General features: G+C 46.4%; 20 protein-coding genes and 1 tRNA gene. 10 read left to right on the forward strand and 11 right to left on the reverse strand.

Features of this window, described 5'->3' with window-relative positions; translation table 11 throughout:
* Window positions 1–58: 58 nt before the first annotated feature.
* The 3 genes from Q0Z62_RS04730 to Q0Z62_RS04740 all read right to left on the reverse strand — a co-directional run bounded on the left by Q0Z62_RS04730 (window position 59) and on the right by Q0Z62_RS04740 (window position 3206).
* Entirely contained in the window at window positions 59–1999 is a 1941-nt protein-coding gene (locus tag Q0Z62_RS04730; RefSeq protein WP_298051462.1) for an ATP-binding cassette domain-containing protein, read from the reverse strand.
* A gap of 42 nt (window positions 2000–2041) precedes the next feature.
* The gene (gene prmB, locus Q0Z62_RS04735) at window positions 2042–2959 is read right to left on the reverse strand and encodes a 50S ribosomal protein L3 N(5)-glutamine methyltransferase (RefSeq protein WP_298051465.1); all 918 of its coding nucleotides are present in this window, start codon (window positions 2957–2959) and stop codon (window positions 2042–2044) included.
* 162 nt (window positions 2960–3121) lie between these two features.
* A tRNA-Leu gene (locus Q0Z62_RS04740) sits at window positions 3122–3206 on the reverse strand.
* Between the two features lie 481 nt (window positions 3207–3687).
* Between Q0Z62_RS04740 and tig the strand changes: the two genes are divergently transcribed.
* The 4 genes from tig to lon all read left to right on the forward strand — a co-directional run bounded on the left by tig (window position 3688) and on the right by lon (window position 9625).
* The gene (gene tig, locus Q0Z62_RS04745) at window positions 3688–4995 is read left to right on the forward strand and encodes a trigger factor (protein WP_298051468.1); all 1308 of its coding nucleotides are present in this window, start codon (window positions 3688–3690) and stop codon (window positions 4993–4995) included.
* The gene (gene clpP / locus Q0Z62_RS04750) at window positions 4995–5654 is read left to right on the forward strand and encodes an ATP-dependent Clp endopeptidase proteolytic subunit ClpP (protein WP_269901816.1); all 660 of its coding nucleotides are present in this window, start codon (window positions 4995–4997) and stop codon (window positions 5652–5654) included. Before tig ends, clpP begins: the two co-directional genes overlap by 1 nt.
* A 99-nt stretch (window positions 5655–5753) precedes the next feature.
* Window positions 5754–7037 (forward strand): ATP-dependent Clp protease ATP-binding subunit ClpX, encoded by a 1284-nt coding sequence (gene clpX / locus Q0Z62_RS04755; RefSeq protein ID WP_298051473.1) that lies wholly within the window; start codon window positions 5754–5756, stop codon window positions 7035–7037.
* 152 nt (window positions 7038–7189) lie between these two features.
* The gene (gene lon / locus Q0Z62_RS04760) at window positions 7190–9625 is read left to right on the forward strand and encodes an endopeptidase La (RefSeq protein ID WP_298051476.1); all 2436 of its coding nucleotides are present in this window, start codon (window positions 7190–7192) and stop codon (window positions 9623–9625) included.
* A gap of 80 nt (window positions 9626–9705) precedes the next feature.
* Here lon and lexA read toward each other — a convergent pair whose 3' ends face one another.
* Together lexA and Q0Z62_RS04770 are read right to left on the reverse strand one after the other, a co-directional pair.
* Window positions 9706–10320 carry a transcriptional repressor LexA gene (gene lexA / locus Q0Z62_RS04765; protein WP_298051479.1) on the reverse strand — a complete coding sequence of 205 codons (615 nt, stop codon included), beginning with the start codon at window positions 10318–10320 and terminating at the stop codon, window positions 9706–9708.
* 120 nt (window positions 10321–10440) lie between these two features.
* Window positions 10441–11643 (reverse strand): amino acid aminotransferase, encoded by a 1203-nt coding sequence (locus tag Q0Z62_RS04770; RefSeq protein WP_269901821.1) that lies wholly within the window; start codon window positions 11641–11643, stop codon window positions 10441–10443.
* 73 nt (window positions 11644–11716) lie between these two features.
* Between Q0Z62_RS04770 and uvrB the strand changes: the two genes are divergently transcribed.
* The 5 genes from uvrB to iscA all read left to right on the forward strand — a co-directional run bounded on the left by uvrB (window position 11717) and on the right by iscA (window position 16393).
* On the forward strand, window positions 11717–13744 hold the full coding sequence (gene uvrB / locus Q0Z62_RS04775) for an excinuclease ABC subunit UvrB (RefSeq protein ID WP_298051484.1): 2028 nt from the start codon (window positions 11717–11719) through the stop codon (window positions 13742–13744).
* 192 nt (window positions 13745–13936) lie between these two features.
* Window positions 13937–14440, forward strand: coding sequence for a Fe-S cluster assembly transcription factor (locus Q0Z62_RS04780; protein ID WP_269901823.1), 504 nt, complete (start codon window positions 13937–13939; stop codon window positions 14438–14440).
* 23 nt (window positions 14441–14463) lie between these two features.
* Window positions 14464–15657 (forward strand): IscS subfamily cysteine desulfurase, encoded by a 1194-nt coding sequence (locus Q0Z62_RS04785; protein WP_298051487.1) that lies wholly within the window; start codon window positions 14464–14466, stop codon window positions 15655–15657.
* 10 nt (window positions 15658–15667) lie between these two features.
* Entirely contained in the window at window positions 15668–16060 is a 393-nt protein-coding gene (locus Q0Z62_RS04790) for an iron-sulfur cluster assembly scaffold protein (protein ID WP_269901825.1), read from the forward strand.
* A 9-nt stretch (window positions 16061–16069) separates the two neighbouring features.
* The gene (gene iscA / locus Q0Z62_RS04795; protein ID WP_269901826.1) at window positions 16070–16393 is read left to right on the forward strand and encodes an iron-sulfur cluster assembly protein IscA; all 324 of its coding nucleotides are present in this window, start codon (window positions 16070–16072) and stop codon (window positions 16391–16393) included.
* Between the two features lie 74 nt (window positions 16394–16467).
* On the opposite strand, the gene lysS is transcribed toward iscA, so the two are convergent.
* The 5 genes from lysS to infA all read right to left on the reverse strand — a co-directional run bounded on the left by lysS (window position 16468) and on the right by infA (window position 21970).
* The gene (gene lysS, locus Q0Z62_RS04800) at window positions 16468–17985 is read right to left on the reverse strand and encodes a lysine--tRNA ligase (RefSeq protein ID WP_269901827.1); all 1518 of its coding nucleotides are present in this window, start codon (window positions 17983–17985) and stop codon (window positions 16468–16470) included.
* A gap of 11 nt (window positions 17986–17996) precedes the next feature.
* The gene (locus tag Q0Z62_RS04805) at window positions 17997–18746 is read right to left on the reverse strand and encodes an SDR family NAD(P)-dependent oxidoreductase (RefSeq protein WP_269901828.1); all 750 of its coding nucleotides are present in this window, start codon (window positions 18744–18746) and stop codon (window positions 17997–17999) included.
* Between the two features lie 3 nt (window positions 18747–18749).
* Window positions 18750–19854 (reverse strand): peptide chain release factor 2 gene (prfB, locus tag Q0Z62_RS04810; protein ID WP_269901829.1). Its coding sequence is split into 2 segments (ribosomal slippage): window positions 18750–19772 and window positions 19774–19854, totalling 1104 coding nucleotides; the frame shifts between segments, so codons are not numbered across the junction.
* A gap of 118 nt (window positions 19855–19972) precedes the next feature.
* Entirely contained in the window at window positions 19973–21601 is a 1629-nt protein-coding gene (locus Q0Z62_RS04815; RefSeq protein ID WP_298051495.1) for a methyl-accepting chemotaxis protein, read from the reverse strand.
* 96 nt (window positions 21602–21697) lie between these two features.
* Window positions 21698–21970, reverse strand: a complete 273-nt coding sequence (infA, locus tag Q0Z62_RS04820) for a translation initiation factor IF-1 (RefSeq protein WP_269901831.1) — start codon at window positions 21968–21970, stop codon at window positions 21698–21700.
* 338 nt (window positions 21971–22308) lie between these two features.
* On the opposite strand from infA, the gene Q0Z62_RS04825 reads away from it, so the two are divergent.
* On the forward strand, window positions 22309–23223 hold the full coding sequence (locus tag Q0Z62_RS04825; RefSeq protein WP_298051498.1) for a DMT family transporter: 915 nt from the start codon (window positions 22309–22311) through the stop codon (window positions 23221–23223).
* On the opposite strand, the gene recJ is transcribed toward Q0Z62_RS04825, so the two are convergent.
* Window positions 23151–24872 carry a single-stranded-DNA-specific exonuclease RecJ gene (recJ, locus tag Q0Z62_RS04830; protein WP_298051507.1) on the reverse strand — a complete coding sequence of 574 codons (1722 nt, stop codon included), beginning with the start codon at window positions 24870–24872 and terminating at the stop codon, window positions 23151–23153. The two genes, Q0Z62_RS04825 and recJ, sit on opposite strands and share 73 nt — an antisense overlap.
* Window positions 24873–24883: the final 11 nt, after the last annotated feature.

Raw genomic sequence — 24883 nt, forward strand, 5'->3', positions numbered from 1 at the left:
GATAGAAAAAGACTGAATTCAGAGCTATGACGGATTCAGTCTTTTTTTTGAGTATGATTTAATCTACCTTATGAGTAGCTTCGATTTCTTCGATTTCGCTTTGAAGTAGTAGCCAGTTTTCTTCCTTGTCCTCGATGCTTTTACTTAGTTCGCCGTGTTCGGCTAATAGGCCGGGGCGCTGATCTTTGTATGTATCACTATAAAAGTCGGGATCTGCGATAAGCGCATCAAGTTCGCTCAGGCGTAGGCGTTGTTGATCTATTTGCTTTTCTAGCTGATCAATCTTTTTTTCTAATGGTTTGCGTAGCAAAGCGGTTTTTTGACGAGCTTCGGCTTCTAGGCGACGTTGTGTGCGTCTATCTACGATGGGTTCATTGGAGTTGATCGTGGCATTTTCGGCGCGTTGGCTACTGCGCTGCGCTGAGGCTCTAGCAAGCAGCCAGTCGCGATAGTCTTCTAAGTCACCATCAAACTCAGAGACGACGCCATCCGCCACAATCCAAAAATTATCTACGGTGGAACGCAGTAGTTGACGGTCATGGGAGACGACTAGGACGCTGCCTTCGTATTCGGCTAAGGCTGCGGCTAAGGCTTCTCGGGTCTCTACGTCTAAGTGGTTAGTTGGCTCATCAAGTAAAAGTAAATTTGGTTTGTGCCAAACAATCAGCGCTAAGGCTAGACGTGCCTTTTCGCCTCCAGAAAATCCGGTAGTGGTGTTAGTGGCCATGTCGCCACTGAAACCGAAGCGTCCTAAGTAATTACGTAGTTCTTGTTCACGAATCTCTGGCGCTATACGTTGTAGGTGCTGAATCGGGCTTAGGGTAGCCTCAATCATGTCAAGCTGGTGCTGAGCAAAGTAGCCTATTTCTAATCGAGCAGAAGGAAGTAGCTGCCCCGATAATGGCTGAATTTCATTAGCCAGTGTTTTAATTAAGGTACTTTTACCTGCGCCGTTCATGCCTAAAATACCAATGCGACTGCCGCTGCGTACATCTACATTGACATTTTTTAGGATCACGCGCGCTTCGGGTTGACGGTAGCCCAGATCTGTTTCGTTAAGACGTAACAGTGGATCAGGCATTTGGTCGGGTGTAGGCAGGGTGAATTGTATGGAGCCGTCTAAGCGTACAGGAGCTAACTCTTGCATCTTGGCAAGCGCTTTTACGCGGCTTTGAGCTTGTTTGGCTTTGGTTGCTTTAGCTTTAAATCGATCAATAAAACTTTGTAGATGAGCTACTTCGCGTTGTTGTTTTTCCCATGCAAGTTGATCTTGACGCAGACGTTCAGCCCGTTGACCTAAAAATCCACTGTAGTTACCGCGATATTTAAAGAGTTGCTGCTGCTCAAAATGTAAAATATGAGTGGCTGTTGCATCCAGAAACTCGGTATCGTGTGAAATGATTAAGACCGTGCCTGGGTAGGTTTGTAACCACCGCTCAAGCCAAAGCATCGCGTCCAAATCCAAATGGTTTGTCGGCTCGTCCAATAGTAGTAGATCGGAAGGAGCCATTAAGGCTCGAGCAAGGGCTAAGCGCATTTGCCAACCCCCAGAGAATTGTCCCACAGGTAGCATCCATTGATCAGGTTTAAAGCCTAGTCCAGCTAAAAGTTGCTCTGCTCTAGAGGGGGCGGTCCAAGCGTCCGCTTCGATGAGGGCGGATTCTAGTACAGCAATCTGCTCGCCATTTTCATCGTCTGTTAGGGTCCGTTCGTGCTGTAATTGGCGTAATTGAGTGTCACCATCAATCACGAACTCTCGGGCGGGACGATCGCGGTCAGTGATTTCTTGTTCTACGCTAGCTAAACGCCAGCTGCTGGGAATATCTAGAGAGCCGCTATCGGCATCAATGTATTGCTGGATAAGGGCAAATAAACTGGTTTTGCCGGCTCCATTTCGACCTACTATACCAACCCGTTCTTTGGGGTTAATCACAAAGTTAGTGTCTTGGAGTAGAACTTTAACGCCACGGCGTAAACCTAGGTTGGTTGCACGAATCACTGATATTCCCTTCAGATGGTAAACGAAAAATGAAATCGATTTTTAGCGATTGAGGAGCTGCTCTTTGTGTAGCAGTAAAATTTGATCATCAGCGGTTTCAGTGCTGAGCCAAATAGGTTCAAGCTCTGGAAACGCGGTACAAAAATGATCATATTCATTGCCAATTTCAAGAATGAGTATGCCATTGTCATTAAGGTGATCTGCGGCTTGAGCTAGGATTGTGCGAACTAAATCCATGCCATCCTCTCCGCCCGCTAAAGCTAAACGAGGCTCATGTTTATATTCAGCGGGTAGGGCTTGCATAGAGTCTTCGTTGACGTAAGGAGGGTTTGAGATAATGATGTCGTACTTTTTATCAGAAACCGCGCTGTATAAATCGCTATTTAATGCGCATACTCGATCTTCTAAACCGTAATCTTCAATATTTTGCTTGGCTATAGCTAAAGCAGCCGCTGAGATATCTACCCCGTCAACCGTTGCATTAGGAAAGGTAAGGGCCGCTAAAATAGCTAGGCAACCAGAGCCAGTGCAAACATCTAAGACGGACTCAATACGACTTGGGTCTTCAATCCATGGTGCGAGTTGAGTGCTGAGTAATTCGGATATTGGAGAGCGTGGCACAATGCAATCAGGACTAACTGTAAAGCGTAGACCTTGTAGCCAAGCCTCACCGGTCAAATAGGCGGCGGGTAGACGCTCTTCGCAACGACGTTGGATGAGTTGCACAAAATGTAGGCGTTCAGATTGTGTGGTACCAGCATCTAAAAAAGGCTCTAATCGATCCAGAGGTAGGTTTAGACTATGTAGCAAGAGATAAATGGCTTCATCCCACGCATTGTCACTACCGTGACCAAACTGTAATTGATGGCGTTCAAATTGGCTGATAGCCCAGCGAAGTAAGTCACGTAATGTGCGTAGTTCTTGGGCGGCTTCTGTGTAAGCAGAGGGTAGGGTAGGCACGCGTATAGTCCTAATTATAAAAGAGAATCGGCTGTATTTTACTCGTATACGCCTTTTAAAGTAAGGTGCGCTATAAGGGGGGGCTGCGAATCGAGTAGACGTGAAAAAGCCGTTGAATTTGCTAGGTTTTGATCCTAGAAACTCAACGGCTTTTTTAGTATTTGGTGCGAACGGAGAGACTCGAACTCTCACACCTCTCGGCGCCAGAACCTAAATCTGGTGCGTCTACCAATTCCGCCACATTCGCATTTAAAGATGTAATTCTAATGCAAAAAAATTAATTTGTAAAGTCTTTTGCATTTTTTTGCTGCTGTCTGCTGCTCTGTGAGCTAAGCTGATTTGCTGCAAAAAAGCTATATTAGCCTGAGCGAATAATTTTGTCTAGTCTTTTTTTGAGAAAAAATAATTATTTGCTAAAAAGCTTGTTTTTTAATCTTCTAGCCCCACGTAGGATAGTATGAGTTGATTGAGACGGCTCGTAATCCCATGTACTCTTATAAGATATACGCTGTGGTCTGAGTGGTTGAACTTTATAGAAGTTGACCGTGGGCTAACTGAAAAATCCCCATAATGCGGTGATGAATGGTATAAATAGCGTCTTATACGTCAAATTTCTACACGTATTTGTCGGGTTTCACTGTAAATAAAGGCTTAATTGGTTATTATTTGCATTGTTTTCCGGTAAAATATGTATTTTTTGTTAAACCACTTATTTATATAGGTCTCTAATGCAGCCCGAGGTTGAAATTCTGTCCGGTTTGGAGCACCGAATCGATGTAGCCGTATCCACGGCCGAAATCGAAAAAGAAGTCCAGGCACAACTTACACGTGTGGCGCGTACAGCCAAGATCCAGGGTTTTCGCCCCGGAAAGGCCCCTCTATCTATGGTAGAGCGTAGCCATGGCCCAAGTATCCGCTACGAAGCCATTAACAATGAGCTTGGTAAAGCATTAGACAGTGCTCTAGAGCAAAGCGGCTTACGTGTAGCTGGTGTTCCTTCTATCGAAGGCAAAGAAGATGCCCCCGAAGGAACCATGGTGTTTACTGCGACTTTCGAGGTGTATCCCGAAATCACACTGCCTAACTTAACAGAGCTAGAGATTACTCGTAGCAATGTGACAGTAGGTGACGCTGAGGTTGAGCGCACTATTGATATCTTACGTAAGCAACGTGCTAACTACGAAGCTCGCGAAGACCGTGCTGCTCAAGACGATGATCGCGTAACACTAGACTTTAAAGGCACAATTGATGGTGTCGCGTTTGATGGCGGCTCAGCCGAAGGCTTTAGCTTTGTGCTTGGCCAAGGTCGCATGTTGCCAGAGTTCGAGGCAGCCACAACAGGCATGAAAGCTGGCGAAGAGAAAACATTCCCGCTAGATTTTCCAGCTGATTACGGTGGAGCCGAAGTTGCAGGTAAAACAGCTGAGTTTGCAATTAAAGTAACCGAAGTGGCTGAGCCTGTATTGCCAGAGCTTAACGATGAGTTCGCTAAAGAGCTAGGTCAAGCCGAAGGTGATATCAAAGCACTATTAGCTGATGTACGTGCCAACATTGAGCGTGAAGCCAAAGCTCGCGTACAGGCTCGCACTAAAGCGAACGTGATGGATGCTATTTTAGCGGCATCTGAGTTCGATATCCCTAAAGCCTTAGTTGAAAACGAAATCAAAAATCGTATCGCGATGGCTCGTCAGGAACTTAAACAGCGTGGTCTGCCTAATGCAGATGACATGCCTATTCCTGAAGACGTATTCCAAGACGAAGCTGAGCGTCGCGTACGCTTAGGCTTATTGTTGTCCGAATTGGTCGAAAAAGCTGAATTGAAAGCCACACCTGAACAGGTTCGTGCTCGTATTGAAGAGTTCGCTCAAAACTACGAACAGCCTGAGCAAGTAATCAGCTACTACTTATCTGATGCTCAGCGTCGCGCTGAAATCGAAGCCATTGTGCTAGAAGACAATGTGGTTGATCACATTGTTTCCCAAGCTAAGGTTTCTGATGAAGACGTCGAATTTGAGCAATTAATGGGAAATAACTAATGTCGTCTCGTTTTATCGACTTCTATGCCTCTATGCACGGTGGCCAGTCAGTAACCCCTACGGGTTTAGGCTATGTTCCTATCGTGGTTGAGCAGTCTGGCCGCGGAGAGCGCTCGTATGATATTTATTCACGCTTATTGCGTGAGCGCATTATCTTTTTGGTTGGGCCGGTAAATGATCACTCTGCTAACTTAATTGTGGCGCAGTTATTATTCCTAGAGTCGGAAAATCTAGATAAAGATATCTCGCTCTACATCAACTCGCCTGGCGGGTCGGTGTATGCGGGTATGGCTATCTATGACACGATGCAGTTTGTTAAGCCCGAAGTCTCTACGTTATGTACCGGTATGGCTGCTAGCATGGGTGCGTTTTTATTGGCCGCAGGCCAAAAAGATAAGCGCTTTGCTTTGCCTAACTCGCGTATTATGATCCACCAGCCTTCGGGTGGGGCCCAAGGTCAGGCGTCGGATATTCAGATTCAGGCTCAAGAAATCTTAAGCCTACGTGAACGACTCAATCGTATTTTGGCTAAAAACACAGGCCAGACGTTTGATCAAATCGGTTTGGATACCGAGCGTGACCGCTTTATGGACGCCGATGAGGCCGTGGTGTATGGCCTCATTGACAAAGTCCTGATGCATCGCTCAGACGATATTTAAAGGTGTTGCAACAGAAAAAGGGGGGGATTACTCCCTTTCTGTTGCATACCTCGTTTGCCATTTGCGGCGTGCCGCACCTTTACTTGACTGTATATATTTATGTCCGACAAACATTCGGCTGATGATAAAGCCTTGCACTGCTCCTTTTGTAACAAAACACAAGCCGAGGTAGGCAAGCTCATTTCAGGTCCTGGCGCGGTTTATATTTGCAATGAGTGTATTAGTCTTTGCAATGAAATGATCCTTGAGGATAGACAGGAAGACATTACAGCAGATCTGCTGGGTGCTAGCTTGCCTACGCCTAAAGAAATCAAAGCGTTTCTTGATGAGTATGTGATTGGGCAAGATCAGCCTAAACGCAACTTGGCCGTTGCCGTTTATAACCACTACAAACGTATTCAACATACGGGTGGGGATAATGAGGTTGAGCTATCCAAAAGTAATATTTTGTTGATTGGTCCTACTGGCTCAGGTAAGACGTTGTTAGCTCAGACATTGGCTCGTATGCTGAAGGTTCCTTTTGTGATGGCAGATGCCACCACATTGACCGAGGCGGGCTATGTGGGCGAGGACGTGGAAAATATCGTACAAAAACTCTTGCAAGCATGTGAGTACGATGTAGAAAAGGCACAGCGTGCCATTATTTATATTGATGAGATTGATAAGATCTCTCGTAAAGCTGATAACCCATCTATTACGCGTGATGTATCCGGAGAGGGTGTTCAGCAGGCATTATTGAAAATCATCGAAGGTACGGTTGCTTCCGTGCCTCCGCAGGGTGGACGTAAACACCCTAATCAAGACTTTATTCAAGTAGACACCACCAATATTTTATTTATTGTAGGTGGGGCCTTTGATGGTCTAGAAAAAGTCATTCAAAACCGTACTGAAAAATCAGGCATCGGTTTTGGTGCTAAAGTTAGCTCAAAAAGTGAGCGCGGGGTTGGTGAGCTTTTTGCTGATGTAGAACCCGAAGATTTGATTAAATTTGGTTTGATTCCTGAGATCGTGGGCCGTTTGCCTGTGGTCACGACATTGCAAGAACTAGATGAGTCGGCTTTGATTCGTATTTTGACTGAACCTCGCAATGCGTTGATCAAACAGTTCCAAAAACTGTTTGAAATCGAAGGCGTCGAGCTAGATGTTGAAGACGAAGCGCTTCAGGCGGTAGCTCAGGCTGCAATTAAACGTCGTACAGGCGCGCGTGGCTTACGTTCTATTGTCGAAAAATCACTGCTTGAAACGATGTATGAGCTTCCTTCGTTGGAAAATGTCTCTAAAGTAGTTTTGACCAAAGAAGCGGTGCTAGGGACAGAAAATCCAACACTCGTTTATGGGACGGATCAGTCAGCGCCTGTGACGCCTGATAATGCCGTGGCTTAATTCATCATCGCCATACCAATTAGCACTGTTTTGCATTGAAGATACTTGAAATCCTCAAGAACGCCTCAATCTGTAAGATCAGAAGCTAGAACCACAAGGGGGAGCTATCTTGCTTCCCCTTGTGGTCTATAGGTAATTAAAAGGAAATTACTATGTCTGCAAGCCAGATTTTATCCATGGAACCCACGGAACTGCCGTTATTGCCTTTACGCGATGTGGTGGTGTTTCCGCATATGGTGATTCCTTTATTTGTTGGACGTCCACGCTCCATCAAAGCCTTAGAATTGGCTATGGAGTCGGGCAATACCATTTTGTTGGTAGCGCAAAAAACGGCTAGCAAAGATGAACCCACAGTCGATGATATGTATGAAATCGGTTGTGCGGCAACGATTTTACAAATGCTCAAACTGCCTGACGGTACGGTTAAGGTACTGGTAGAGGGCGTTGAAAGAGCTAAAATTAATCGGGTCATTGATAACGAGACGCATTTTAGTGGTCAGGCTATTGCTGTACAAGAAGCCACAGAAACCCCTTCTGAGGCCGAAGCCTTGCGTCGTGCTGTGGTCGCTCAATTCGAGCAGTATGTCAAACTCAATAAAAAAATTCCTCAAGAAATTCTGACATCTCTCAGTGCCATTGATGAGGCCAGCCGTTTGGCTGATACGGTGGCGGCTCATTTGCCACTGAAGCTTGAGCAAAAACAGCAAATGCTTGAGTCTATCGCTGTGATTGAGCGATTAGAATCGTTATTAGCTCAGCTAGAGACTGAAATTGATATTTTGCAGGTCGAGAAACGTATTCGTGGCCGTGTAAAAAAACAGATGGAGAAAAGCCAGCGTGATTACTACTTGAATGAGCAAGTGAAGGCCATTCAAAAGGAATTAGGCGAGGGCGAAGATGGTGCTGAGATCGAGGAGCTTGAACAGCGCATCGAAGAGGCTAAATTGCCTAAGGACGCGCAGAAAAAAGCCGAAGCCGAGCTGAAAAAGCTAAAAATGATGTCTCCTATGTCAGCAGAGGCAACCGTGGTGCGTAACTATTTAGATACGCTAATTGGTTTGCCTTGGCGTAAGCGTAGTCGTATTAATAACTCATTAACGAATGCGCAGACTGTGCTGGACGCAGATCACCATGGCCTAGAGAAAGTCAAAGAACGCATTATTGAGTATTTGGCAGTGCAGCAACGCGTGTCAAAACTTAAGGCGCCGATTTTGTGTTTGGTAGGGCCTCCCGGGGTGGGTAAGACCTCTCTGGGTCAGTCTATTGCTAAGGCAACAAACCGTAAGTATGTGCGGATGGCATTAGGTGGTGTGCGCGATGAAGCTGAAATTCGAGGCCATCGTCGGACCTATATTGGCTCTATGCCTGGTAAAATTTTACAGAATATGGGCAAGGTTGCGGTTCGCAATCCCCTGTTTTTGTTAGATGAAATCGATAAGATGGGCGCGGATTTCCGTGGCGATCCATCCTCTGCTTTACTAGAGGTATTGGACCCAGAGCAAAACCACACCTTTCAGGATCATTACCTAGAGGTTGATTTTGACTTATCTGATGTGATGTTCGTGGCGACCAGTAATACGCTTAACATCCCACCTGCTTTGCTGGATCGAATGGAGGTTATTCGTTTATCCGGTTACACCGAAGACGAAAAGGTCAATATTGCTTTTAAACACTTAGTCCCTAAGTTGATGAAAAACAATGGTGTCAAAGCAGGAGAGCTAGATATTACCGAAGAGGCGATTCGTGATATTGTGCGTTACTACACACGGGAAGCCGGTGTACGCTCTCTCGAGCGTGAAATTAGCAAAATTTGCCGCAAGGTTGTGCATAAGTTTTTGACACTAGAAAAAGGGCAAGCTGCGCAAACGCTAGTTGTCAACAGCGAAAACCTAAATGACTATTTAGGCGTACGACGTTTTGATTACGGTATTGCCGAGACAGAAAACAAAGTGGGTCAAGTCACTGGCTTGGCATGGACAGAGGTCGGTGGTGATTTATTGACCATCGAGGTTGCTGACATGCCTGGTAAAGGCCTGATTCAACGCACCGGGTCTATCGGTGACGTGATGAAGGAATCGGTAGAAGCTGCTCGTACCGTGGTTCGGGCTCGTGCTCAGCAATGGGGTATTGCAACGCCTATCTTTGAAAAACGTGATTTGCACGTTCATTTCCCTGATGGTGCTACGCCTAAAGATGGCCCTTCTGCGGGTATTGCAATCACTACAGCCATTGTGTCTTCTTTGACGGGTATTCCTATTCGTGCGGATGTGGCAATGACTGGTGAGATCACACTACGTGGCGAGGTGCTGGAAATTGGTGGCCTCAAAGAAAAGCTATTAGCTGCTCAACGTGGTGGTATCAAAACCGTGATGATTCCCGAGCAAAACGTGAAGGATTTGGCTGACATCCCTGATAACGTCAAAAACACTTTGGAGATTATTCCAGTGCGTTGGATTGATCGTGTATTAGAGGTGGCGCTAGAGCGACCTACAACCCCTTTGTCCGATGAGGAATTAGCACGTATTACTGCAGAGGCTGTGGCAGCAAAACCCGTAGCAGATGCTACAGGTGGTTTAACTAAGCATTAATCCGTAGTTGTTTAAAAGCCTCTTAGTTCTAGTCAAACTAAGAGGCTTTTTTGTTTGGTTGTACCGTGGGAGTTAGGTCTTTAGTTAAAACGTTGATCGCGAATTAAACCGACGGCAATACCTTCGAGGCTAAAGTCATCTTCAGGTTGAATCACTATTGGCTCAAAGTCTGGGTTTTCAGGGAGTAGAGAGATTTTTTTACCGTCTTTTTGGAGGCGTTTTACAGTGACTTCATCACCAATACGCGCTACAACAATTTGGCCGTTATGGGCTTCTGTTGTTTTTTTGACGGCTAATAGATCGCCTTCGAGGATACCGATATCACGCATACTTAGTCCCCGAACTCGTAAGAGGTAATCGGGTGATTGGCTAAATAAGGTGGGCTCTACACCAATTTCTCGCTCAATGTGTTCAGTGGCCAGAATGGGGCTACCCGCCGCAACCCGACCAATGATAGGTAAGGTGGGCTGAGGTGTTGTGGGCGTGTCAATTAACAGACGTATGCCACGTGATGTGCCAGCGATGAGTTCAATGGCACCTTTTCGGGCTAAGGCTTTGAGATGGTCTTCTGCGGCATTGGCCGATTTGAAGCCAAAGGTTGTAGCGATCTCAGCGCGAGTAGGAGGGAATCCGGTACGTTGGATTTCCGTACGGATTAAGTCAAAAATTTGTTGTTGACGGGTAGTAAGTTTCACGGCGCACCCATTTAACTGGAGTTATATACAGTTTTATTGTCAACTAAAAAACTATAAAAATCAAGGCAAACCAGCATTAAAGCGTGATTTGCCTTGATTTGGGTGCTGTTAGTGCAGAATTTAACGCAAAACGCGTGCAATAGCTGCGGCTACGGTATCCATGTTGTGTGGGTTTAAGGCGGCTACACAGATCCGGCCCGTGTCTAAAATATAAATCGCGTCTTCGTCTCGTAGTTGTTGAACTTGGGCTTGAGTGAGACCCGAGTAAGAAAACATGCCATTTTGAGTAAGAACAAAATCCATGTTTTGTGCTACGCCATGCTCTTTTAGTTTTATGACTAATTGTTCTCGCATGGCTTTGATACGTTGGCGCATTTGGGCCAGTTCGTCTTTCCATTGCTGCAGTAGCTCTGCATCATTAAAAATACAGCTAATGATCTTTGCCCCGTGGGTTGGCGGGTTTGAGTAGTTGGTTCGAGCTAATCGTTTTAGTTGACTAAGCACTTTTGGGCTTTGCTCTGAGTCAGTGGTGATGACAGTTAATGCACCCACGCGCTCACCATATAAGGCAAAAGACTTAGAAAAAGACGAGCTGATTAGCATCGGTATTTGACGCTCGGTAAACATCCGTACTGCTGCCGCATCAGGCTCTAGGCCAGCGCCAAAGCCCTGATAGGCAATATCCATAAATGGAATGTGTTGTTTGGCGGTGATGACATCCGCAATTTGTAGCCATTGCTCGAAAGTAGGATCAATCCCTGTTGGGTTATGGCAGCAAGCATGTAAAACAATAATACTTTGATTGGGTAATTGTTCTAAAAACTGCAGCATGCCCGGTAGGTCGAAGCCTTTGGTTTGCGCGTCGTAGTAAGGGTAGTCTACGACCTCAAAGCCTGCTTTTTCGAATAGAGCGCGATGGTTTTCCCAGCTAGGGTTGCTGATAGCAACAGTTGCATTGGGCACAATAGTTTTTAAAAAATCAGCCCCAATTTTAAGAGCACCTGTTCCGCCTAGACTTTGAATGGTCACAGCGCGGTCTTGGGCAAGGACAGCAGAGTCAGCGCCAAGGAGCAATTGTTGGGCCCCTTTGTTATAGGAGACGATGCCATCTATGGGTAAGTAACCACGGGCGCTGGCTTGATCGGCTAGACGTTGTTCTACGTGTTTGACGCTATTGAGCAAAGGCATGCGGCCTTGCTCATCGTAGTAGACACCTACGCCTAAGTTGACCTTATGGTCACGGCTATCTGTGTTGAATTGTTCATTGAGCCCAAGAATCGGATCGCGTGGAGCTTGGGGCACGCTTTGAAAGAGGGATGTCATAACGGGAAGCTTGGTAGGGCAAAAGCCCAAAAAATAATGTGATAATAGAAGTATCTACTAATTTGGGACCAGTATGCAAACCTTTACACCGCAATTTGTACAATATCCGAATAGTCCTTTTCAATTGTTTCAGCCTTATCCGCCAGCAGGGGATCAGCCAAATGCGATTGTGCAGCTGAAAGAGGGTTTGGATGATGGATTAATGTACCAAACCTTGTTGGGCGTAACGGGTTCCGGTAAAACCTTTACGATGGCAAACCTCATCGCACAGAGCGGACGCCCAGCGATAGTACTAGCACCTAATAAAACATTAGCGGCACAGCTATATGCCGAAATGCGGGAATTCTTTCCAAAAAATGCGGTGGAGTATTTCGTTTCTTATTACGATTATTATCAGCCGGAAGCCTATGTGCCATCGCGTGATTTATTTATTGAAAAAGACTCGTCGATTAATGAGCACATCGAGCAGATGAGGCTGTCAGCAACCAAAAGCCTCCTAGAGCGTCCAGATACGATCATAGTGGGCTCAGTTTCATGTATCTATGGGATAGGTAACCCTGCGGACTATCATGCGATGGTGCTGACGTTGCGAGTGGGAGATGAAATAGGTCGTCAAGAGCTATTAGCTCGATTGGTGGCGATGCAGTATGAGCGTAATGATACGGATTTTGAGCGGGGTATGTTTAGGGCCCGCGGTGAGATTGTAGATGTCTTTCCTGCGGAAAACGCGGAATTAGCTATACGCATCACGATGTTTGATGATGAGATCGAGGGGTTGGCGTTATTTGATCCCTTGACGGGCAAAGTTCAGCAAGAGCTGCCTCGTTTTACGGTGTATCCGGGCTCTCATTTTGTGACGCCTAGAGAGACGGTGTTACGAGCGATTGATGGCATTAAAGCAGAGCTAAAAGAACGTTTGGCATATTTAACCTCTCAGGGCATGTTAGTAGAGGCTCAGCGTCTAGAGCAACGTACGCGTTTTGACTTAGAAATGATGTATGAATTAGGTTTTTGCAAGGGGATTGAGAATTATTCTCGGCACTTGTCAGGGGCCCAAGAGGGGGATCCTCCTCCTACATTAATTGATTATTTACCTAAAAATGCCATTATGTTCATTGATGAAAGTCATGTCACGATAGGGCAGATAGGGGGGATGTATAAAGGGGATCGGTCGCGTAAAGAGACGCTAGTGCAATTCGGTTTTAGGCTACCTTCAGCTTTAGATAATCGACCGTTAAAAATGGATGAGTTTGAGCAACGTATGCCGCAAACCGTCTTTGTATCAGCCACCCCGGCTGCGTATGAGAATGAGCATGCGGATCAGGTTGTAGAGCAGTTGGTACGCCCCACTGGGTTGGTGGACCCCGAGGTCGAAATTCGTCCTGCTGCAACGCAGGTGGATGATGTGCTCGGGGAAATCGCCAAACGCGTTGCATTGAAAGAGCGCGTGCTCATCACTACATTAACAAAGCAAATGTCTGAGGATTTAAGTGCGTTTTTAGCCGAGCATGGGGTGAAAGTGCGTTATTTGCACTCAGATATTGATACGGTAGAACGAGTAGAAATAATTCGAGACTTACGGCTAGGTGTGTTTGATGTACTGGTGGGAATTAACTTATTGCGCGAAGGCTTGGATATTCCTGAGGTGTCATTAGTCGCAATTCTTGATGCCGATAAAGAGGGTTTTCTGCGATCAGAACGTAGCTTGATTCAAACCATAGGCCGGGCTGCTCGAAATCTGCATGGCCATGCTATTTTGTATGCGGATCGTATTACGGACTCGATGCGTAAAGCGATGGATGAAACAGAGCGCCGTAGGGAAAAACAACTGCAATTTAATGTGGATCATGGGATTACAGCGCGTGGTGTGAATAAGGCGGTGCGTGACTTAATCGATGGTGTGATTGCGCCGCATCAGGCACCTGTAGCGAGTCTAGAAACCTTACCTTTGGATCTGCTGCGTGATGAGAAGACATTAGCTCGAGAGTTAAAGCGCTTAGAGAAACAGATGTTGGATCAAGCGAAAAACCTTGAGTTCGAGGCAGCTGCTCACACCAGAGATCAATTGCGTCGCCTGAAAGAGCAAGCGTTATTGAGTTAATTCGCGTCTGAGGATGATTGATTTGTAAGCCGGCTTTATGCCGGCTTTTTACCGTGGTACATATAATAGAACTCGCAAAAAATCGTTGAATACCTTACTCTTTTAATGGGTATTTGCTATACTGTACCAAATTGGTCGGGTATGAATTGCTTTTATTTCCCGCTTCAAGTCAATTATTTCAAGGACTTAATTATGCGTTTAACCACTAAAGGACGTTTTGCTGTCACGGCAATGATAGATTTGGCGCTGCGCCAGCATAGTGGCCCAGTAACGTTGGCTAAAATCAGTGAACGCCAAAGCATATCCTTGTCATATTTAGAGCAGTTGTTTGGTCGCTTGCGTCGTCATGAACTGGTTGATAGTACGCGGGGGCCGGGAGGGGGCTATAGTCTAGCTCGCTTGGCACGCCATATTACTGTCGCTGATATTATTTTTGCCGTGGATGAGCCCTTAGATGCAACCAAGTGTGGTGGTAAAGGGGACTGTGAGGTCGATGGGGACGGTAATCGCATTCAATGCATGACACATGAACTTTGGGCCACATTAAGTCGTAAAATGGTGGACTATTTGGATTCTGTGTCTTTGCAGGATTTAGTAGATCAGCAGCGTATGCGTCAGCTTGAGGAATCGGTACGTCAACAGCAAGGTACAAAACGTACTACGCATCGCATTACACCGCAGCAGGCTACCTGCTAAATTTTATAGGTTTGGAGTTTATTTTGCCTACTTCTTATCCAGTTTATTTGGATTGCGCGGCGACGACCCCCATCGATCCGCGTGTGCTAGAACAAATGATGCCCTGGCTGACGACTCATTTTGGGAATCCCGCATCAAATACACATGCGTATGGTTGGGATGCCGAAGAGGCCGTAGAAAAGGCTAGAGCGCAGGTTGCAGCCGTTATTGGGGCTCACCCCAAAGAAATCGTTTGGACGTCGGGGGCGACTGAGTCCAATAACTTAGCGATTAAAGGGGCTGCATTGGCCTATGCGGACAAAGGTAAGCATCTTATTACGGTCAATACCGAACACAAGGCGGTATTGGATACCTTTGCTTATTTGCAAACCCAAGGTTTTGAGGTGACTTATTTGCCTGTCAATGCCGAAGGTTTGATCTCCATTGAGCAGTTACGTGCGGCATTGCGCCCTGATACCACATTGGTTTCAGTTATGGCGGTGAATAATGAAATCGGTGTGGTGCAGGATTTGGCTGGGATTGCTGCCTTATGCGTTGAACATGATGTGTTGTTTCATGTGGATGCGGCACAGGCGGTGGCTAAAGTCGATTTACATATAGATCGCATTCCTGTGGACTTAATGTCGTTTTCCGGCCATAAGGTATACGCACCTAAAGGGATAGGGGCGCTTTATGTGCGTCGTAAGCCACGTGTACGTTTGGCCGCGCAGATTCATGGTGGTGGACACGAAAGAGGATATCGGTCAGGCACATTAGCGACACATCAGATAGTAGGAATGGGTGCTGCTTTTGCTTTGGCTCAGTCTGAACAGTTAACAGAAACAGCCCGTGTTACGCAGTTGCAGCAACGCCTTTGGGCAGGGCTGACAGAGGCGTTGCCTGCTCTTTATTTAAATGGTTCAGCAGAACACCGCGTTCCCTACAATTTAAATATCAGTTTTGCCGGCATAGAGGGTGAGGCTTTAATGATGTCTTTGCAGCGCTTGGCAGTATCTAGTGGATCTGCGTGTTCATCGGCCAGTCTGGAGCCTTCGTATGTGTTGACGGCAATAGGCAGAGAGCCTCAATTAGCACATAGTGCTTTGCGAATTAGTTTGGGGCGACAAACAACTGAAGCCGATATTGATGTGGCTTTGGACGAAATTATTACCCAAGTACGACGATTGCGTGAACTTTCCCCAGTGTGGGATAGTCAAACAAATACCTTAATAGCGTAGGAAAAGAATCATGGCTTATTCAACTGCTATTAATCAACGTTTTATGCAGCCCCACTTTGCGGGGGATATTTCGGTTGATGCCGACCATATAGGTTATATGGCGACGGTAGGGGCTCAGCAACAAGGGGTGGTGTTATCCGTGCTGGTGGCTGTGAATTTGGCTACGCAGCAGATTGATGCGGCGCAGTTTAAGGTCTACGGCTGTGGTGCATGTATTGCTGTGGCAGACTTGCTGTGCGAACGGTTAATTGGTTTAAGCTTAAAGCAGGTACAATCATTTAATACTCAGGACTTAGGGGCTGAACTGGATTTGCCAATGGTAAAGATGCATTGCACTTGGTTGGCAGCAGAGGCCCTAGAAAAAATGACTACAGATTGGCAGCTCGCCAATCCTATTGATTGAGAGGTTTTTATGTCTATAACATTGACGGCTCAAGCGGCTGAACACATTACTAAGCACATGGCTAAACGAGGATCTGGTATTGGTTTGCGTTTGGGTGTGCGTTTAACAGGTTGTTCAGGTATGGCGTATCAGGTGGATTTTGTCGATGAAAGCAATGATACGGATCACGTTTTCAAAGACCAAGGGATTACTGTCTTTGTAGATCCTCGCAGTTTGCCTTTTGTAGATGGTACGCAGCTAGATTACACGCGCGAAGGATTAAACTCAGGATTTAAATTTAAAAATCCAAATGAGAAAGCGGCATGTGGGTGTGGCGAATCCTTCACTGTGTAAAACAAAACCGCTAGTTTGATAAAGCAAAAGCCCGCTGTCGTGTGACGAGCGGGCTTCTTTGTGTGTTTTTGTTGCTATTCTGCGCGACGTAGGTGTGGGAATAGAATGACATCACGGATGCTAGCGCTATCCGTAAGCAGCATAACTAAGCGGTCAATTCCTATACCACAACCACCCGTAGGAGGCATGCCGTACTCTAAGGCGCGAATGTAATCGGCATCGTAGTACATGGCTTCTTCGTCTCCTGCATCTTTGGCTTCAACTTGGGCTAAGAAACGAGCGGCTTGGTCTTCGGGATCATTTAGCTCAGAAAAGCCGTTTGCTATTTCTCTGCCTGTGATGAAGAGTTCAAAGCGTTCCGTAATAGCCGTGTCATGATCAGAAGCGCGAGCTAACGGGGATACCTCAACAGGATAATCCACAATAAATGTAGGATGCCATAGTTTGGACTCTGCGGTTTCCTCAAACAACGCTAATTGTAATGCGCCTACACCAGCATGCATAAATGCGGGAGCATCAATGTCCACTTTTTTGCGTTTTAGTTCTTCACGTAGAAACGCAATGTCATTGAGCTGTTCTGTTGTGTAGTTAGGGAAATATTTTTGGATTGCTTCAACAATAGTTAAGCGATCAAAAGGTTGATCTAAACGTAAATCTTGCTCTTGGTATTGAACGTGAGCTGAGCCACTGGCGGCAATTGCGGCTGCGCGAATTAGGTTTTCGGTGAAGTCCATTAACCAATGGTAGTCCGTGTATGCCGCGTAGAATTCCATCATGGTGAATTCAGGGTTGTGACGTGGGCTCACACCTTCATTGCGGAAGTTACGGTTAATCTCGAACACACGCTCGAAACCCCCTACGATCAAGCGTTTTAAATACAGCTCTGGGGCGATGCGCAAGTACATTTCCATATCAAGCGCATTGTGATGGGTGATAAATGGCTTGGCTGCTGCGCCGCCTGGAATGGGGTGCAGCATAGGTGTTTCAACCTCTAGGAAGTTTGCCTCAATCATGTGCTGACGGATGCTGTTGATGGCTTTGCTGCGAGCCAAAAAAGTAGCACGAGTTTCGTCATTCATAATTAAATCAACATAGCGTTGACGGTAGCGAATCTCTTGGTCAGATAAACCATGAAACTTATCCGGCAACGGGCGCAGTGATTTGGTGAGTAGACGTAGCTGCGTAGCACGAATGGAAAGCTCGCCCTTATTGGTTTTAAATACCTCGCCACTAACAGCTAAAATATCACCGATATCCCACGTTTTAAACTGTTCGTAGAGTTCGTCGCCAAGCGCTTTTTTATCCAAATAAATTTGAATGCGACCACTGCCGTCTTGTAGGGTAGCGAAGCTGGCTTTCCCCATGACGCGTTTTAACATCATGCGGCCTGCTACACGGGCTTGTTTGGGCTCAGCGGCTAGGCTTTCTTTGTCCATCGCATCGTACAGCGTATGGAGTTGGTCGGCTTGATGCTCAGGCTGAAAGTCATTAGGGTAGGCGTTACCGTGTTCGCGTAAAGCGGTGAGTTTTGCTCGGCGTTCAGCGATGAGGTGGTTTTCGTCAACGTGGGTTGACTCAGTAATAGAAGTCATGAGGCTAACAATTAAAAATAATGGCGAATATCGTCAATGGTTTTTTGACCAAAGGCGTCGTTCGTAAGATAACGGGCAATCTGTTCAGCTGTATAGGTGGCTGAAGCAAGTTGTTGATTCTGGTGTAGGCTAATAAAGCGCTCGCGATTCGGAAAATAATCGCTATCTGTTTGGCGTATAGAGGCTTGCATGTCTGTATCTATCACGCCAGGAGCTAGCGCAGCACTACGTACATTGGGCTGCTCAAGGGCTAGGGTCTGGGTGAAATAGTCAACGGCGGCCTTGGTGGCACCATAGACCCCCCAGCCGGGTACTGCACCGCGACCTGCTCCAGACGAAATGTTTAAAATGCGTCTATCCGCCTCAGGGGGGGTGTGAGCGAGAAAGCAAGCGCTTAGGCTCATTAAACTACCAATGTTTAATTGTAGCGCTTGAGCGATTGCTTTTGGGTCGTCTAGCTGATGGGCCTGTGCCATAGGAGCCACAGTGCCAGCGTTATTAATTAAATAATAGTGCGCTAGGTTTTGGTGTTGGGCGCATAGATCACTAAGTTGCTGGGTGGCAAGCTCAGTTCCCTGCGGGCGCGCTAAATCAGCGTTAATGTAGTGGTATGTTGCATTAGCTTGGTGGCAAAGGGCGGCTAGCTCAGAATTATTGCTGCGTGCAATACTAACTAATAACGTATCTGGTTTGATCAGCTGTTTGGCTAAAGCAAAACCCAAGCCGCGAGATGCGCCGCTAATAATAATGAGTCGTTCCATTCGTTATACCCCTTGTTTAAGGCTAGCTTGGATGAAAGGATCTAAGTCGCCGTCTAATACGCGTTGTGTGTTTGAAATCTCAACGTTCGTGCGCAAATCCTTGATGCGGCTTTGATCTAAAACATATGAGCGAATTTGATGGCCCCAGCCCACATCACTTTTTGAGTCTTCAAGCTTTTGTTGCTCTGCCATCCGTTGGCGAATCTCGAGCTCATAGAGGCGAGACTTTAGCATTTGCATGGCTTCAGCGCGGTTACGGTGTTGTGAACGGTCATTCTGACACTGTACAACAATCCCTGTAGGCATGTGAGTTAAGCGTACAGCAGAGTCTGTTTTGTTAACGTGCTGTCCACCTGCGCCGCTGGCTCGGTAAGTATCTACACGCAGATCCGCTGGGTTGACTTCAATCTCGAAAGAGTCATCGATCTCTGGATAAACAAAGACACTACTAAACGAGGTGTGACGACCATTGGATGAGTCAAAGGGGCTTTTGCGAACCAAGCGGTGTACGCCTGTTTCGGTGCGTAATAAACCATAGGCATATTCGCCTTCGATTTTGATGGTGGCGGATTTGACGCCGGCCACCTCGCCATCAGACTGCTCTAGGACTTCGACTTTAAAGTCTTTGTGTTCTGCATAGCGGATATATTGACGCAAAAGCATGGATGCCCAGTCTTGGGCCTCTGTGCCACCCGCACCTGCTTGGATATCCATAAAGCAATTCAAGCTGTCGGCTGGGTTGGAGAACATCCGGCGGAATTCAAATTCCTCGATGCGTTTGCCAATAGTGGCACAGTCGGCCTCAATGGCGGCGATGGTGTCGTCGTCATCGTCCATTGCGGCAAGTTCAAACAGCTCTTTGGCGTCTTTTAGACTTTGCTCAATTTCATCTAAGCCATGAACAACGGTTTCTAGGCTTTTTTTCTCACGGCCTAATTCTTGGGCGTGTTCATGATCGTCCCAAATATTTGGGTTTTCAAACTCGGCGTTGACAACGTATAAGCGATGCGCTTTTTCGTCGTAGTCAAAGATACCTCCGTAGTTCTACTGTGCGCTCAAGGTAGTCATCGAGCTGCGCTTCGAGCTGGTTAAGGCGTTCTGATTCCATCTGCAATTCCTGTATTAGCGGTTTGATTCATTGACTTATTAGACTGATTTTAGCCAATTTTAACCTGTGTACAGAAAATGCCTACTTTTTTCACAAAAAACGCCCAATTATTCGTTATTTATGCGGCATGTGAGATGGAGTTGAGGGGGCGATGGTGTTTTGCCTCGAAAAGCGCAACGACTTGATTGAGGCCGTGAACATGCTCTAGCTGGCTATGTGTACTGTGCACGGCTGAGTCCACCACTTGCAAGTTTTGCGCTGTGATTTGATCTAAGGTGGTCATGGCAACCGTCACGTCTTCCACTTTGATTTTTTGCTCATTAAATGAGTGAGAAACGTCTTGCATGATATGCCTTACCTTGTCGATTGACTGTTGTATGGATTGAATCATGGCGCTGGTTTGATTGACCGAGTCATTACCAAGTTGGACTTGTTTTAGACTGTTATTGATCAAGGTTTCAATATCATGAGAGGCTTGTGAAGAGCGTAATGCTAATTGACGTACCTCAGCTGCGACGACGGCAAAGCCTCGGCCCTCTGTGCCTGCGCGTGCAGCCTCTACGGCGGCGTTCAGGGCAAGAATGTTGGTTTGGAAGGCGATGTTTTGGATGAGCTCTGTGATGGCACTCATTTCTTTGGCGCTATTTTGAATAGAGCGCATGGTGTGCATCAAATTATTACTAAGAGTGGCTCCGTTTAAGCTGAGTGTAGCAGCCTCTTGGCTAAGCTCGGTGGCTAACTCTACATTCTGTGTTTCATTGAGAATGGTGTGAGCTAAGCTCTCACACGTTAGGCGAGTGCGATCTAAGTGTGTGGCTTGTTCAGAGCTGAAGTTTTTTAATTCTTGATTACCAATGACTAACTGCTGAGAGGCGGTGTAAATGTCATGGCTGCGACGCTGTACTTCGTCCATCGCTTGTTGTAGGCCAAATCCAATGCCATTTAGGGCTTGTAGCAATAGACCTAGCTCATCATCGCGCGTGTTTTCTATACGCGCCTGTAAATTGCCTGCCGCTAACTCTGTGGCAAGGGCTACGCCTTGATTAAGAGGGGTTTTGATGGATTTGTATAAGCCCCAGAGCCCAATCCCACTACCTAAAATCAGTGTAGCTAAAGCGAGTAAGGCAAAAGCAAAGGCGCGCTGACTGTCGTGGGTCGCTGCATTGAGCTCAATAAGTATGCGTTCAGATTGAGACTGGTCAATGCTTTGAATGAGTTGCGTGAGCTGTTGGCTCTGTTGTTGGTGAGCTTGGTTAAACAATAAGGCCTGAGCCATTAAGGTGTTGGGTAGGGCGACTCGAATGCCGCCTTGACCGTCATCAAACTGGCCGCTAGCCGTGCTCATGGCTTCTTTTTGTACATCCGCTAAGGCTAAAGCTAGAGAGTGAGCCTCGGTGAAGTGTTGTTTTTCTAATGGATTGAGTGGGGCTTGCTCTATGCGTAAGCGGATGCTGCTGTCTGAATCAGACGCTGCGGTTAGCTGTTGGTATTCGCTTTGAAAGTGCTGTTGGAACTCGGGCTGTTCACTGGATACAAAAGCCATGGCATTACGCGCCATGGCTTGAGTGATAGCATTAAACTCGTTCACAAGGCTTGAGACTTGAAATCGTGAGTCTTGTGCTTGCTGTAATTGGGTGATTGTACGTGTTAGGTTATTTAAGGCCCCAAACATAAGTAAGGCAAAAGCAAATAACAGTACAAAATAACCGATAAAGCCGGTTTTTAAGGTTAAGCGATTTTTTTTCATGAAGTGCCTGTGCGTATGCAGCGTGGTCTAAATAGACGGAACAGTTACATAATGACACTTCTTTGTGACAGGTTTGTGTCAGGCTTTATTAATAAATTAACGACGACGACGTGGCGCAGAGGATTGGCCGGTAGGCTGATTGTTGCGTTTAGGTAAATGACGGAATGTGATACGGCCTTTACTTAGGTCGTAAGGTGACATTTCTAGGGTTACTTGATCGCCAGCTAGAATGCGAATATGGTGTTTGCGCATTTTGCCGCCTGTGTAAGCGATCACAGGGTGACCATTTTCAAGCGTAACGCGAAAACGGGAGTCAGGTAAAACTTCGGTAACGGAGCCTTGCATTTCAAGTAATTCTTCTTTTGACATATAGAGGTCCTTTTGGTTATTAGTAGCGCATGATGTTTGTGTGCACAAACGATGAAACAGTGCGGGTTCGCGCAGATAAACAGGCCGCGATAGAGAAATAGGGATATAAATCCCAGCGCATAGGTGCGTGGAAAAGATAAAGGCGTAGGTGTAAACCTAGTAGAGCGCGCGATTGACTTTTATCGCATTTTTATAGCTTACAGGAAAAATCTTTTTGTGTCAATGGTTTACGTGATTTATATCAGTTAATAGCTAGGTTTAGTACTTCCTTTTCTATATAATTTTGACTTTTATATAGATGAATAATTGTCATTAACGCCACTCTAAAGGAATGCGGTATGAGTCAAAAATTAACGCCCTCGGCGGTATTGTTGTTGGTTATACCGACGTTTTTATGGGCAGGTAATGCCATTGTGGGTCGCGTAATTAGCGAAATGGTGCCGCCTATTACATTGAACGTTATTCGCTGGACAATTGCTTTCTTTATTTTGGCGGCGTTTGGTGGGCAAATTTTGCGCAAAGGAAGCGCCTTATGGCGTAATTGGCGTCACTATGCCATGTTGGGTTTGTTGGGGATTGGCATGTATAACGCTTTGCAATATATGGCGCTACATAGTTCTACCCCAATTAACGTGACCTTGGTTAATGCCAGTATGCCTATTTGGATGCTCTTGGTAGGGCGCCTATTTTTTGGGGCAGCGGTGAGTGTCAAGCAGCTAGCGGGGGCATTGCTTTCTCTGATGGGGGTCGCCATTATTTTGATTCGAGGCGAAATCACTGAGCTGGTTCACTTTCGCTTTGTGATCGGTGACATTTATATGGTGATCGCAACGATCGCTTGGGCTTTTTATAGTTGGCTTTTAAGTCAGGATAAGCATGAGCCCGAAATTAAACAGAATTGGTCTACGCTGCTGTTAGCCCAAGTCACCTTTGGTTTGATGTGGTCAGGGGTCTTTGCCGGGGGTGAGTGGGCGCTAACAGATTGGCATATTGAGTGGAGCTGGGGCTTGGTCGCAGCAATGCTTTATGTTTCCATTGGACCCGCAATTATCGCCTTTAGATGTTGGGGCTTAGGCGTACAGCGTGTGGGACCAGCAATGGCGGGCTTTTTTGCTAATTTAATGCCTTTGTTTGCTGCGATTTTATCTATTATCTTTTTAGATCAAGCCCCAGAAATTTATCATGGAGTCGCGTTTGCACTGATTGTGGGTGGAATTGTGTACTCATCACGTAGCTCAGTGGCAAAGGCATAGTCCACCATAAACTGCACAGAACTTTTACCGTTCCAGTGATTCACATCTAGTCTATATGCCATTTCGATTGAGTCACTGACTAATTCGGCATGATTAAACCAAATGGCATCAAAGACTAAACCATCACGTTCCACACGTAACTTGAGATGTTTGTCTTTAAGTATGCGTTGATGTAATACGGTGAACTGATCCACAAAGACTGGTGGTGGAAAACCGGCTCCCCACACCTGTTGATTTAGTAAGGTGGCCGTTTCAATATCAATATGGGAAATGGCTAGGGAACCATCATGTTCAATAATCGGTTCAAAGTGTGTTTTTCCTGAAAACTGAATCACCGCTTGCTCAAAGGCGATTTTAAAAGCGTCTATGCTGGATTCATGGATACTTAGCCCTGCTGCCATCGAGTGTCCACCAAACTTTAAAATCATTGATGGGTGCTTTTTAGAAATAATATCGAGCACATCTCTCATGTGTACGTCAGGAATAGAGCGACCAGACCCTTTGATCTCGCCATTATCGCCAGGAGCAAAAGCAATGGTTGGACGCCAGTATTTTTCTTTTAACCGTGAGGCAACCAAGCCAACTACGCCTTGATGCCAGTCAGGGCCATAGACGCATACACTGGCGCTGGGGCTGAGTTGCATCATTTGCTCCACGGAATTCAGCGCGCTTTGGTGCATACCGCTTTCGATTTGGCGTCGCTCTTGATTGATGCGGTCTAACTCTTTAGCTAACTCGGCAGCCTCAAAAGGGTCATCGGTGCATAGGCAGCGAATACCAATACTCATGTCTGTAAGGCGACCCGCTGCATTAATACGTGGACCCACCGCAAAACCAAGGTCAAAGGCGTTCGCATTGTTGGTATCACGACCAGCAATGGCAAAAAGGGCATTGATCCCAGCATGAGCTCGCCCAGATCGTATTTGTTTTAGACCTTGTGCGACCAGTAGACGGTTATTTGCATCTAGCTGTACAACGTCGGCGACCGTGCCTAAGGCCAGTATGTCAGCTAATTGATCTAATCGAGGTTGGTCCTCTAGATCAAATGCACCACGCTCTCGTAGCTCGGCCCGTAGCGCTAGCATCAAGTAAAAAATGACCCCTACGCCTGCTAAGTGTTTTGAGGGAAATCCACAGTCTGGGTGGCTAGGGTTAATAATTGCAGCGGCGTCTGGGAGTTGATCTCCAGGTAGGTGGTGATCTGTAACCAGCACTTGAATACCAAGCTCATTGGCAAGAGCAACACCTTCTACACTCGCAATTCCATTATCAACCGTCACAATCAAATCGGGTTTGCCATTTGGGTGTTGGTGGGCAATGCGCACGACTTCAGCAGAGAGGCCATAACCGGTTTCAAATCGATTAGGTACTAGAAAATCAACATCAGCTCCCATTTCTGTTAATGCGCGCATGCCAATTGTGCAGGCTGTAGCCCCGTCACAGTCGTAGTCCGCAACAATTAAAATACGCCACTGCTCCTCTATGGCATCCGCCAGAAGCTGAGCACCTTGTTCAATGTGATGCAAGCTATGAGGGGCTAAGAGTGCGCCCCAGCGAGAGTGCGTCTCGTGGATGCTTTTAACGTGTCTAGCGGCATAAAGCTGAGCAAGTAACGGGTTTAAGCCCGCTTGTTCAAGCTCAGAGGCAATGGTGGGTTGCA

The organism is uncultured Paenalcaligenes sp., assembly GCF_947630565.1.
GTDB lineage: Bacteria > Pseudomonadota > Gammaproteobacteria > Burkholderiales > Burkholderiaceae_B > Paenalcaligenes > Paenalcaligenes faecalis.